Origin of the sequence: Brachybacterium sp. p3-SID1565, assembly GCF_025143785.1 — a bacterium.
GTDB lineage: Bacteria > Actinomycetota > Actinomycetes > Actinomycetales > Dermabacteraceae > Brachybacterium > Brachybacterium epidermidis.
Genome location: NZ_JAMBDS010000002.1, coordinates 1 through 12,702 on the forward strand (window position 1 = coordinate 1; position 12,702 = coordinate 12,702).

7 protein-coding genes are annotated in these 12,702 nt (G+C 71.6%); 2 read left to right on the forward strand and 5 right to left on the reverse strand.

Going from position 1 to position 12,702, the window contains the following annotated elements:
- Nucleotides 1–102 precede the first annotated feature (102 nt).
- Nucleotides 103–2,001, forward strand: coding sequence for a glycoside hydrolase family 3 protein (locus M4D54_RS00640; protein ID WP_259841491.1), 1,899 nt, complete (start codon nt 103–105; stop codon nt 1,999–2,001).
- A 224-nt stretch (nt 2,002–2,225) separates the two neighbouring features.
- On the opposite strand, the gene M4D54_RS00645 is transcribed toward M4D54_RS00640, so the two are convergent.
- Complete coding sequence (locus M4D54_RS00645; protein ID WP_259841493.1) at nt 2,226–2,648, reverse strand: GNAT family N-acetyltransferase; 423 nt, start codon at nt 2,646–2,648, stop codon at nt 2,226–2,228.
- Nucleotides 2,649–2,781: 133 nt separating this feature from the next.
- Between M4D54_RS00645 and M4D54_RS00650 the strand changes: the two genes are divergently transcribed.
- A complete protein-coding gene (locus M4D54_RS00650) occupies nt 2,782–3,681 on the forward strand; it encodes an aldo/keto reductase (RefSeq protein ID WP_259889501.1) in 900 nt (299 codons plus the stop codon).
- Nucleotides 3,682–3,849: 168 nt separating this feature from the next.
- Here the strand turns inward: M4D54_RS00650 and M4D54_RS00655 are convergent, their stop codons facing one another.
- From M4D54_RS00655 to M4D54_RS00670, 4 genes are all read right to left on the reverse strand, one after another.
- Nucleotides 3,850–4,479 (reverse strand): nucleoside/nucleotide kinase family protein, encoded by a 630-nt coding sequence (locus M4D54_RS00655; RefSeq protein ID WP_259885965.1) that lies wholly within the window; start codon nt 4,477–4,479, stop codon nt 3,850–3,852.
- Nucleotides 4,480–4,579: 100 nt separating this feature from the next.
- Nucleotides 4,580–7,912: an exodeoxyribonuclease V subunit beta gene (locus tag M4D54_RS00660; RefSeq protein ID WP_259889506.1), complete on the reverse strand. Its 3,333-nt coding sequence runs from the start codon at nt 7,910–7,912 to the stop codon at nt 4,580–4,582.
- Entirely contained in the window at nt 7,909–10,788 is a 2,880-nt protein-coding gene (locus M4D54_RS00665; protein ID WP_259889509.1) for a PD-(D/E)XK nuclease family protein, read from the reverse strand. The genes M4D54_RS00660 and M4D54_RS00665 overlap by 4 nt, the downstream gene beginning before the upstream one ends.
- 212 nt (nt 10,789–11,000) lie before the next feature.
- A complete protein-coding gene (locus M4D54_RS00670; protein WP_259889511.1) occupies nt 11,001–12,530 on the reverse strand; it encodes an arylsulfatase in 1,530 nt (509 codons plus the stop codon).
- Nucleotides 12,531–12,702 lie beyond the last annotated feature (172 nt).

Genomic DNA, 12,702 nt, shown 5'->3' on the forward strand with positions numbered 1-12,702 from the left:
GCGACCAGTTCCGGCGCGATCCGCTCCTAAGCGGCCTGTTCTCGGCCGACACCATGCCCGGTCACCGGGCCCCGTTCTCTCCCAGACCTCGAGGAGGTCCCCATGAACGACCAGAACCACACCCCCACTCCGTCAGACCGCAGCGCCCACCGCAGCGCAGCGACTCCGGCCACCCACCGCACCCTCAGCCGTCGCGGCGCCCTCGCCGCCGGCGGTGCTGCCTCGCTGCTGCCCTTCGCCACGATGGGCGCCGCCAGCGCTGCCCCCGCCGGCAAGGGCGGCAAGGGCAAGGGGAACGGCAAGGGTAAGGACAAGGGCAAGGGCGGTGGCAAGAACACCGTCGACATCGACGCGCTGCTCTCCGAGATGACCGTCGAGCAGAAGATCGGCCAGATGTTCGTGGCTGTCGGCTACGGAGCCACCGCCGATGAGTCCCACCGCTCCAACACCACCACCACGGGCGTGGACACCATCGAGCAGATCGTCCGCACCCACCACGTGGGCGGCCTGATCTACTTCGCGTGGAGCGGCAACATGGTGGACATCCCGCAGGTCACCACCCTGTCCAATGACGCCCAGAAGGCCGCTCTGGACTCCGGCGGGATCCCACTGCTGATCAGCACCGACGAGGAGCGCGGCGTGGTGTTCCGCCTGCCCGCCCCCGCCACCCCGCTGCCCGGCGCGATGGGCCTGGGCGCCACCGGCTCCCACAGTCACGCCCGCAAGGCCGGGGACATCATCGGCACCGAACTGCGGGCCTGCGGCATCAACCAGGGCTTCGCACCCGTGGTCGACGTCAACATCGAGGCGCAGAACCCCGTGATCGGCGTGCGCTCCTTCGGTGCGGACCCGGAGATGGTCTCGCGCCTGGCCACCGCCCAGATCGCAGGCATGCAGAAGGCCGACTGCTCCTCCACCGTCAAGCACTTCCCCGGCCACGGCGACACCGCGGTGGACTCCCACTACGGGCTGCCGGTCATCGACCACACCCGCGAGGAGCTTGACGAGCTGGACCTGCCCCCGTTCATCGCTGCCATCGAGGAGGGTGTGGACGCGATCATGACCGCCCACATCGTGGTGCCGGTGCTGGACGACTCGGGCCTGCCCGCCACCCTCTCCAAGCCGATCCTCACCGGTCTGCTGCGCGAGGAACTGGGCTACGAGGGCGTCATCGTCACCGACTCCCTGGCCATGGAGGGCGTGCGCACAATCTTCTCCGACGACCGGGTGCCGGTCGAGGCGATCCTGGCCGGCGCCGACCAGATGCTGATGCCGCCGAACCTGACCGTCGCCATCAGCGGCGTGCGCGACGCGGTCGCCAACGGTGAGATCACCGAGGAGCGCCTGGACGAGTCGGTGCGCCGCATCCTCACCCAGAAGGTCAAGCGCGGCATCTTCGATGAGCCCTACGCGGACGTGGACGAGGCGGTGGCGGCAGTGGGCACCCGCAAGTCCGTCAAGACTGCCCAGAAGGTCGCCGACGATTCCGTCACCCTCATCGCCGACGACGGCACCCTCCCGCTGCGTCGCCGCACGAAGCTGCTGGTCACCGGGGTCGGTTCGCAGGCGGTGCTCGACAACACCGTGGCTGAGCTGAAGGAGCAGGGCATCGAGGCCACCGGCCTGTTGCTGGGCACCATCAACGCTGCCGCCCAGGCGAAGGCGGTCGCGGCTGCGGCCGACGCCGAGGCGGTGCTGGTGCTCACCTCATCGGCCGGGTTCGTGACCCCGAAGGTGCAGGTGGACCTGGTCAAGGCACTGGTGGCCACCGGGAAGCCGGTCATCAACGCCTCGCTGCGCAACCCCTACGACGTGGTGCACGTGGGCCCGGTCAACAGCTCGATCGCCGCCTACGGCAACTCGGCCTGCAACGTGCGGGCCGTGGCACGCCTGGTCGCGGGCGAGATCAAGCCCAAGGGTGAGCTGCCGGTCGCGATCCCCGAGGCCGATGGCACCGGCGAGGCCTACCCGCTGGGCCACAAGGCACGCTTCGGCGGCTGACCTGTCCCACTGCGGCTGATCTGTCCCACTGCGATGCCCGGGGCCCAGGGTCCCGGGCATCGCCGTGTCCAGGCCCAGCGGCGCCGCAGACCCCCGCGACGCACGAGAGTTTGTCGGAATGCCTCGCTCTCAACGACACAGATTCGTGCGTGGGCAGGCGGATCTGCTCCTGCTGCCCGATGGAACGGCCCCGGTGTTGCCAAACGGCGCCGCGGGAACGGCCGTCAGGCGAAGCGCACGAAGGCTCGGGTGGGGTGCGGGGCCATGTCGTGGGCCTCGGTGAGCCCGCGCGACTCGTAGAAGGCCCGCTGTCCTGGCTCATCGTCCGTGAGAAGCACCAGCTGCCGCACATCGGCGTAGTGCTCCAGCACTGCGTCCAGGAGCGCGCCGCCGATGCCCTTGCGCTGATCATCGGGCGTGACCAGGATGTCCTGCACGTACACGATGGTCTCCCCATCTGAGACCGTACGGACCAGGCCCACCAGGGAACCACTCGCATCGTTGCGAGCGCACAGCACCAGGTGGGATCCGCGCACTGCACGTGCCAGCCGCTCCGCATCGTCGGTGTAGGCGCTCCATCCCACCGCCTCGTACAGCGAGACCAGCTCGGCGTCAGTGGGGATCTCCTGGTGCACGGTGAAGGCCATGGGTCGATTCTACCTGCCTTCGCGGGGCGGGGACCCGCTGGGAGGCATCCGGTGGCAGGCGTCCGCGGGGTGGAGTCCGACCGTTCGGCTCGAGACCCTCGTCCCCGTGGCCCGGTCTGCGTAGGCTCGACGCATGAGCACCTCCGACTCCATCACCCCGCGCCGCATCGGCTCCCTGTCCGTCTCACCCATCGGCATGGGCGTGATGCCCCTGTCGCAGGGCCGTGGCGACGCCGCCCCGCAGGAGCAGGCCCGCGCCACCGTGCACGCCGCTCTGGACGCCGGCATCACCTTCCTCGACACCGCCGACATCTACGCCCCCTCCTGGGACACGATGGGCCACAACGAGAAGGTCGTGGCCGACGCCCTCGACACCTGGGACGGCGACCGCTCCGGCATCGTGGTGGCCACCAAGGGCGGCATCACCCGTGGTGAGGGCGAGACCTGGGGCCGTGACGGCTCGGCCGCCTACCTCCGTTCGGCCCTGGAGAAGTCCCTGAAGAACCTCGGCACCGATGCGGTGGACCTGTACTACTGGCATCGCCCCGATCGTTCGATCCGCTACGCCGAGGGCATCGAGACCCTCGCCGCACTGAAGCAAGAAGGCCTGATCAAGGAGATCGGCATCTCCAACGCGAACGTGGAGGAGATCGACGTGGCGATCGACGTGCTGGGTGAAGGCGGTCTTGCCGCGGTGCAGAACCAGTTCTCACCCACCTTCTTCCAGACCAGCCGCGACGAGTTGAAGCACTGCGGCGAGCACGGCATCGCTTTCGTGCCCTGGTCGCCGCTGGGCGGCACCGGTGGCGGAGCCAGCGGTGTGGGGGAGAGGTTCCCGCAGATCGCCCGCATCGCGAAGGCCCATGACGTGTCCCCGCAGCAGGTGGTGCTGGCCTGGCAGCTGGGCCTCGGCGACCACGTGATCCCGATCCCGGGTGCGAGCCGCCCCGAGTCCATCGCCGATTCGGCGAGGGCGATGACCTTGGAGCTGACCGGGGAGGAGTTCCAGGAGCTCTGCGCGATCATCGCCTGAGCCCCGGCGGCGCCCCTTGTGGGCGCCTCCTCTGCCCCGCCCCACAGGCGAGAGTGCCGGTGAGTGGACGCTGGTGGCTGTATTCGGCCGGGAGAACAGCCACTGGTGTCCACTCGACTCGGAGGGCAGTCACTGGCGTTCACTCGCCCCGGGTGGCTGGCCTGGTGCTCAGCCCAGGGTGATCACCCGGTCGGCCCGGTGGCGGGTGGCCTCGACGAGGTGGGCGTTGGCCTCATCGGGGCCGAGGGCCCAGGCCCGCGCGGCCTCGGGGTCCTTGCCGAACAGCTCGTGCCGTGCGATCAGCCGCTGGTGGCGCAGCGACTCCGGGGTCTCGACGAACCAGCACGCATCCAGTAGCGACCTGACCTGCGCGAAGGGACCGTCATCCAGCAGCAGGTAGTTGCCCTCGGTGAGGACCAGCGGCACATCGCCTGCGACCTCGATCGCCCCGGCGAGGGGCTGCTCCAGGTCTCGCTCGAACATCGGTGCCCACACGGGTGGGTCGTGCGGCTGGGCGGTGCGCAGGCGCTGCAGCAGGGCGACGTACCCGGCCGCGTCGAAGGTGTCCGGGGCGCCCTTGCGGTTACGGCGGCCCATCCGGTCCAGGGCCATGTCGGCGAGGTGGAATCCGTCCATCGGCACCACCGCGCAGGATCCCGCCGGCAGCTGGGAAGCCAGCAGTGCGGTGAGCGTGGACTTACCGGCACCGGGTGCGCCGGTGATCCCCAGGATGCGGCGGCCACTGCTGCGCAGTGCCTCGTCCAGCAGCACCCGGGCCGCCGTGACGGCCTGCGCCACGGTAGGTGCCGTGGGTGCCGATGCCGGTGCTGCCGCGGGGACCGGTGGCAATGCCGGTTCTGCCTCCGGGGACGGCATTGCTCCTGATGCAGGCTTCCGGTCACCTGCCACGGTTGACCACCAGGTCCACCTCCAGGACCTCACCGCGCAGTGGCAGGTGGATCAGCACCTCACTGGGTGCGGCACCGGCGGCATCCAGTGCCCGGGAGTAGGTGTCCAACTGCCCGAGGTACTTCTCCCGTACGTGCTTCATGGGTTCGTCACCGGGGTAGGTCTTGTGATCCACCAGCACGATGCGACCGTCGGGCAGGCGAAGCAGGGTGTCGATCCACCCCTCCATCACCTGATCGTCCTCATTCCACCAGGTGATGGGCTGTTCGGTGAGCTGCTGAGCCCCCGGATACCGGGTGTGCAGGAACGCCGACCACGCCTCACCGGCCCGCAGCAGCGCATCGGCGCCGACGGACCGGGCTACCGCCCAGCGCTCCACCAGTCGCTGCGCCGCCTGCTCGCGCTGCTCCGGGGTGAGCGCCTCCAACGGGAGGGACAGGTAGGCATGGACCGCCTCGCCCACGCGGTCCCAGCCCGCGGAGCCCTTGCTCACCAGTGGAATCCCGATCTGCTGGGGTTCCGAGACCGTGCCGAGGTCATCGGCAGAGGCGACCGCGGATGCCTGGAAGCGGGTGGAGCGGCCGGGGGTCCCGGTGGCCGTGGGGACCTCGGGCCCACCCCTGGAGGGCAGGTCGGTGGCCGCCAGCGGGTTGCGAGTGGAGTTGTACTTCTCGACCTCGTCCGGGAGGGTTCCCCGCGTGGATCGCACCACGGCAGGCAGGGGGTCCGCACCCGCGATCTGCAGTGATGGCATCCCGGGTGACCACGACAGCAGTGGTGCCTGCGACGCAACGGCCCCCTGCGCGGCGGCATCGGACATCGCGTGCTCCTCGACCTGCACCAGAGCATCGAGCGCGGGGGCATGGCCCTCCCCGGAGAGCACCGTGACATCGGCCGAGCGGGTGAAGGCCACGTACTGCAGGCGCCCGGCCTCCTCTCGGTCCTGCTTCAGGCGCCGCTGCGCGTGCTTCGAGGCACCGAGCCCGTCCTGCACCGGAGCGTAGGAGTCCAGGAACTTCGGCCAGTACCGCGCGGGGCGCCCGGCCAGGGGAGCGGTGACGTCCAGCTGCGGGGCCGGGGCGATGAACGATCCCCAGGTGTGGGTGCGCTCGGTGGGCTTCGCCTCGAGCATCACCACCACGCGGGACCACTCGAGCCCCTTCGCCCCGTGCACGGTGCCCACCCACACCGTGTCCGGGGTGCCGGTGAGGTTCGGGCCGCGGTCGGACTCGTCCAGTGCGGCCCGCAGGCCGGTCAGGGTGATGGGACGGGAGTCCATGCGGGCCTGGTCGGCGTACTCGGCGGCCAGGGCGCGCACGGCATCGAGGGTGCGCAGTCGCTGGTCGGGCAGCGACCAGGTGCGGATCAGCTCGGGGAGGTCCAGGGCGTCGACCAGGGCGGCGATCATCTCGACGGGGGTGAGCAGGATGCAGCCCTCCCGCAGGGCATGCAGCCGGGCGAGGCTGGGATCCCTCCACCACTGCTGGAACACCTCCTGGCGCGCCCGGGCATCGGGGGCTGCGGTGAGCTGGGTGAACCAGTCGCGGTGCGCCCGATGGCCGGGCAGCAGGTCCACCAGCTCGGTGAGCGCCAGGGTGTCGCTGAGGTCCAGGGTCACGGCCAGGGCTGCGCGCAGGATCCTGCCCTCGCGGGTGGCGAGGATGCTCACTCCCTCACCGGAGGCAGGGATGCCGCGCGCGGTGAGCGCCTCGATCACCTGCTCCGCCTGGTGGTTCTTGCGCACCAGCACGGCGATGTCCGAGGGCCCGACACCGGGTTCGGCCAGCAGCTGCATGATGCCGTCGGCCACGGCGGTGGCGTGCTGCGCGAAGGGCTTGCGGCCCGTGCACTCGGGGATCCACGCCTCCAGCCGCCCCGGCGGGTGGCCCTGCGCACGGCGCCGGGTGACGGCTTCCTCTGCGGCGGCCAGCGTGACACGTTCGATGGGCATGTGGGGGAAGATGCGCGGGAAGATCGCGTTGACCAGGTCCAGCACCGGTTCCTGGGAGCGCCAGGAATGGGTGAGGTCGGTGATCTCGCCCTTGCCCCATTCGGTCGTGCCGGCCTCCAGCAGCGCCAGCACGTCGAGCATGAGGGAGGGGTCGGCGTCGCGGAAGCCGTAGATGGCCTGCTTGGGGTCCCCCACCCAGATCTTGTCCTCGATCAGCCTGCCCAGCTCGAGGAACAGCTCGAGCTGGACGGGGGAGGTGTCCTGGAACTCGTCGACCGCCAGCAGGCGGAAGCGATCCCTGACGGCCTGCTGAGCCCGTGGACTGCTGCGGATCAGCTCGAGGGTGCGAACCTCCTGATCGACGAAGTCGATCAGCCCCAGATCGTCCTTGTACTGCGCGTACGCGTCGAGGGACCCGGCGGCCGTGTCCATCACCAGGTGGATCAGCTCCCGCGCATCGGCCTGCAGCACAGGATTGGCCAGCAGCTCGTCGGCGATCTGCTGGGAGATTCCCAGCAGCGCAGCATCCACGGCCTTGGCGTACGCGAAACCAGGGAGCTTCCTGCCTGCCTCTTTGGCGGCGGCCCGGGCCTCGGCCACCTGCGCGGGCTTCGCGAGCTTCGCCCATCCCGCCCAGGGGGCGCGCGAGGGATCGGCCAGGTCACGGCGCAGCTGCTCGAGGGGGTCGAGATGCTTGCGGATGGTCGCTGCAGCGCTCTCGGCGGCGGCATCGGCCTCGGCACGAAGGGCCTGCAGAGCACCGTCCAGCCCGGCCAGCCAGGCCTGCCTGCGATCCTGATCGGAGGCGGCCGGCAGTGCTGCGTCCCGGTACTCCTGCCACGAGGCCGCGGCCGCGGCGCGCAGCTGGTCCGCTCCGATGCGATTGGTGCGGGCCCGGCCGGCGAGGTCTCGCACGTGGGAGCGCCAGGACGGGGTGGCGCTGTAGGGGAGGGCAGGGTCCTCCTCGCCGTCGTGGCCGGTGCGCGCCAGCAGGTCGCCCGAACGGGCACCGGCGGCCGCAGCAGCGTCGTCGATGGCGGCGTTGAACGCGGCCTTCTGCCGGTCGGCGTCCAGCACCTGCACGTCCGGGGAGATCCCGGCGTCCATGGCGAACTCGCGCAGCAGCTGCCCGGCCACCGCGTTGACGGTGCCGATCATGGCGCTGTCGATCCCGGTGGCGGCCTGGGCGTCGCCCACCTCCAGCAGGGTGCGCCGCACCCGGTCGGAGAGCTCGGCGGCGGCCTTGGTGGTGAAGGTGGTGGCGATCAGCTGGGAGGGCTGCAGGCCGCCCTTGATCCGCTCGGCGATGTCGTGGGTGAGGGTGTGGGTCTTGCCGGAGCCGGCGGAGGCGTTGATCAGGGTGAAGGTCATCGGAAGTCTCCCGTCATGCCGCACAGCTGGGCGTACTCGCTGGTGGCGCAGTAGCTGTCGACGGCCACCAGGCCCTCGGAGCGTGCCGCGGCCCGGGCGCCCTCCAGTGCCCTCCTGCGCTTGCTGTAGGGGGCGTCCAGCGGCAGGTTCGCGCCATCGAGCAGCGATCGGCAGCCGGCCACGGCCGTGCCCTCGGCGATCTGGTCCAGGGCGGTGGTGACCGAGCGCATCAGGCGCTCCCAGGAGTCGCGCACGTCCATGGGGGTGCGCCGGCGCGGATCCAGCTCGCGGTCCGCGGAGACGAACTCCCCGGCATGCAGCAGGAAGTACCCCACCTGCGCGGGCTCGGCGAGCGACTCGGCCTGGTCGAGGGCCCAGGCGTAGGAGGCCAGCTGCACGGCGTCCCCGGTCTCGTACAGGTCGCCGTAGCGGGTGCGGCTGCGGGACCACTTCAGGTCGATCACCGTGGGGCGCTCGGAGGCATCGCGCAGGTCCAGGTCGCGGCTGCCCACGAACTCGATGGTGCGCGCGCCGCCGGCCAGCGGCAGCGTGAGGGGATGGGAGAAGCGCACCTCGGTGCCGGTGATCCGCAGGCCTGCTCGCGCCGTGCCCGCGAACAGGGTGCGCAGGGACCGCACGGTGCGGTCGTGCACATCGGCTCGCTGCGCCGCGTGGCCGGGAAGGTCCAGCTCGGAGGCGAACTGGGGGACGAGGCGATCGAAGACGGAGGTGATCTCCTCGTCGGTGGGCGGACGGAGCGGCGCGCCACCGACGCCGTCGTCCCACCGCTGCTGCACCAGCTGCTCCACCACGGCATGCACCAGGGTGCCGATCATCCGGTCCCCGGTGGGCAGGGCGGCGACGTCCGCGGTGCGGACGCCGAGGGCGTGCTGGAGCAGCCAGTGCAGCGGGCACCCCACGAGGGTCTGCGCCGCGGTGAACGACAGGCGCTGCGGGAGCAGATGCACACCGGTGGCGAACTGTCGGTGCAGGTGCTCCGGCGGTTCCGCCCGGACCAGCCCGGGAACGCGCACCGGCAGTTCGACGCCGCCGAGCGCCCAGGTGCCACCGGTGATCAGTGATTCGGGGCTGCGGCGGTGCGCTCCTGGTGGCCCGTCCTGCCTGCGTGCGCTCTCCAGGTGGGCCAGCAGGCCGCTGGGCGGCGGTGATTTCTCCAGCCGGTGCCCGGGCAGCACCGCGATCACCTGCCCTGCGGTGCGCAGGCCCCGCAGGGCCGCATCGACGTGCAGGCCGGCGAGCTGCTCGGGATCGATCAGGTGGGCACCTCCCGAGCGCAGGGCCTCACGCTCGGCCTGGTCCCATTGCACGGCGGCCGGGGTCTCACCGCCCTCGGGGGCCCACCACAGCACGGTGCCGCCCGCGGCCGCGACCTGCGCAGGGCGGGTGGTGACCTTCCAGGGCGCCACCTGCGCGCCGGCCAGCGGGGAACGACCGGACCCGCCGCAGGCGTCGATGATCTGCTGCAGGGTGCGCCGTGAGAGCAGAGTGGCCGGATCGAGCATCCCCAGCACGGCCTGCAGGGTGCGCACCTGGGTGAGGGAGGCCAGCAGGTCCCCGTCCCCGCGGGAGACGGCCTGCAGCCGCTGCGACAGCCAGTCCAGCCGGGCCGCGACCGCCGCGGGCTGCAGACGATCCGCGGGGAGCGTGTCCGTGACCAGACGGTGGATCTCCTGGGCGGCCGTCAGTGCCTTCTCCGCGCTGGGGCGGAGATCCGCATCGGCGGCGGCGAGGCGCTCCTCGAGCTCGCCCAGGGCGCGCCGCCAGGCCGGGCCGCCCACGCCGGGCTCCTGCGTGAGCGCCCGCAGCAGGAGCCGACGGGCAGCGGCGGGCACCAGACCGATGGGCTCGGCATCGCCATCGGCCCCCGGGAGCACCCGCAGGTCCAGCAGGGCGGCGAGCTGGTGGACGTCCACCGGGGCGGTGGCGACGTCGAGGTACAGCCCCAGCACCTGGTGGTGGGCACGTGCCGTCGAGGGGGCGACCGCACCCGCCGCGGGCAGCCCGTGGCGCCGCAGTGCCTGATCCAGGATGGTGGTGTCGGCTCCTGCCAGGAGGGTGAGGGATGCACCCCCGGGGGCCTCGGGGGAGTGCGCGGCAGCTGCGGCGGGAGCGGGTGCAGCCGGTGCGGGTGCGGCCGCGTGGGAGGCGGCCAGGTACCGAGCGGCGACGTCGGCGGCGGTCCATTCGTCCTGGCAGACCACCACCTCGAGGTGCGGGCCGGGCGTGGGCTGCGCTGCCGACGGTGCCTGCACCACGACCCCGCTGCGGGCCAGCGCGGCGAACAGCCGGGGCCACAGACCGGGCAGTGCGGAAGGGTCCTCCTGCGCGGTGACCTGGGTGATGCCCAGCGGCCAGGTGCCGCCGGTGAGCTCCAGCTCCTCCAGCAGGGACAGCAGCTCGACCAGGTCATCAGCGGATGACGGGGAGAGGGTGGCCGGGCGCCCGGCGATGCCCGTGGTGCCGGGCATGCCGACCACCACGGCGGCCTCCACATCGCGCAACGCGGCCAGCCGCGGTGGCAGTGGGCGGTCCGTGCCCGGAGGGTTCCAACCGGCCTCGACCGCTGCATCCCGCCAGCGCAGCAGCTGGCGGGAGGTGCTCCACGGATCCACTGCGAAGGAGCGGGACGGCCAGAACGCCTCGGGTTCGGAAGCGGAATCCAGGTGCCGGTGGATGAGCTGCATGTACTGCGCAATGCGCACGGCCTGGTCCACGGCGGGGCGGGTGAGGCCGAGCCTGGTCTGCAGCAGCTGCACCAGCCCACGGGGGCCCATCCGCACCTGCCCGTGCGCGGCGTGCCCGGGAGCATCGGCCCAGGCAGCGCCGTCGGCCGTCCATCCGAACTCCATCTGCATCCCTACCGGCCCCTTCCTTCCGGCTGGCGCCGGATGATCCCACCCTAGAGGCGGGCTGTGACCGACGAGGTCCCGCGCCCGTGGATCCGCCCCGTCGCACTCACGGCCGCACGAGGGCGAGAATCCCCGTCACGGCCCCTTCGAGCCGCGCCACCACCGCCACCGGACCCGGTCGTGGGCAGGCGGGCCGGCCTCGTCGGGGGTGCACGTGCTCAGGCCAGGGCGTGCTCGCGCACCCAGGAGGCCTCGGACTGGATCCGGCGACCGGGCACCAGGCTCTCACCGTCGACGAAGCCCTCCTCACGGTCGCGCAGGTGCTCGATGAGCAGGGCCCGGTGGCGCTCCAGCTCGCCCGCATGATCGGGATCGGTGGCCAGGTCGTGCAGTTCGCGGGGATCGGCCTCGAGATCGAACAGCTGCTCGTGGCCGTCGCCGGAGAACCAGATGTACTTGAAGCGCTCCGAGCGGATCCACTGCATGGAGTGGTTGCCCAAAGCGACGATGGTGTGCTCGCCCGGCAGATGGTCCCGCAGCGGGGTGCGCTCGCTGATGGCCTCGCGCACGCTGATGCCGTCCACACCCTCGGGCACCTCCACCCCGGCCAGGTCCAGCAGGGTGGGCATCACATCGCGCAACTCCACGATCGCGTCGAACTCCCCACCCGGGCCCCACTGCTCCCGCAGCCGCGGCGGCAAGTGCAGCACGAAGGGGATCCGCGCCGAGCCCTCGTAGCCCACGGCCTTCTGGTACATGTCGTGGTCGCCCATCATGTCGCCGTGGTCGGAGACGAACAGGATCACGGTGTCCTGCAGCAGGCCATGGTCCGAGAGGGTCTCGTTCAACCGGTTCAGCTGATGGTCGATGAACTCGATGCTGCCGTAGTAGCCGGCCTTGACCTGCTGGTGGGTGGAGTCCTTCTGCGCACCGAACTGCGCGCCGATCCCGTAATCGTCACGCTGCTGGTCGAAGTGGCCCACCCAGTCGCCATAGGCCCGCTCGGGAAGCTCCCCGGACCGGGCGCGGTCCACGTACTTGTCCCACAGCCAGCGGGGCGGGTCGAAGGGCGCGTGCGGACGATGGAAGGACATGTACAGGAAGAAGGGACGGCTGGGGTCGCGCCGCTCGATGAAGCGCATGGACTCGTCGGCCACCCAGCGGGTGGGGTGCAGGCGCTCCTCCCGCTCCCAGGGGCGGGCGGTGATCGCGTTGCAGCCCAGGCCCGTCTCCTGGTAGTCCGCCCGCGGGTCCCCGGTCTCCCTCCGCAGGAAGTCCACGTAGTCGTCGATCGCCCCGCGGGTGCCGCGGGCCAGGGTGCGGGAGATGTGCATGAACCCGTCGTGCAGCAGCACGTCGTCGAAACCGCAGCGGGCCCGTTCGGGGAACACGTGCATCTTGCCCACCCCGAACGCCTGGTACCCGGCCTCCCGCAGCGTGGATTGCAGCGTCACCGGGTACAGGGAGGGGAAGTCGATGCCGTCGCGGTACCCGTAGCGGCCGTGCAGGTGCGGGGACTTCCCGGTGAACATCGCCACCCGCGCCGGCACGCAGGTGGGGGTGGCGGAGTAGGCCCGGGTGAACCGGTAGCCGCGGCGGGCGAGCTCATCGAGGTTCGGGGTGTCGATGTGCTCGTTGCCGTCCGCCCCGAAGGCGTCGGCCCGCATCTCGTCCACGCACACCAGGATGATGTTCGGGCGCCACGGGGTCTCGTCCTTCTGGGCGGTGGGGGCCGTGCTCTGGTCCATGGGGCAGCTCCGGGTGGGCGAGAAGGGGGTGGGGAGGGCGTGCGGGGGCGCGACGGGTGTCAGCGGCCGACGGGCGCGAGCGACAGGGCAGGCGCGGGCGACAGGGCAGGCGCGGGCGACAGGACGGGCGCGGGCGGCAGGGCAGGCGCGGGCGACAGGACGGGCCGGCCCC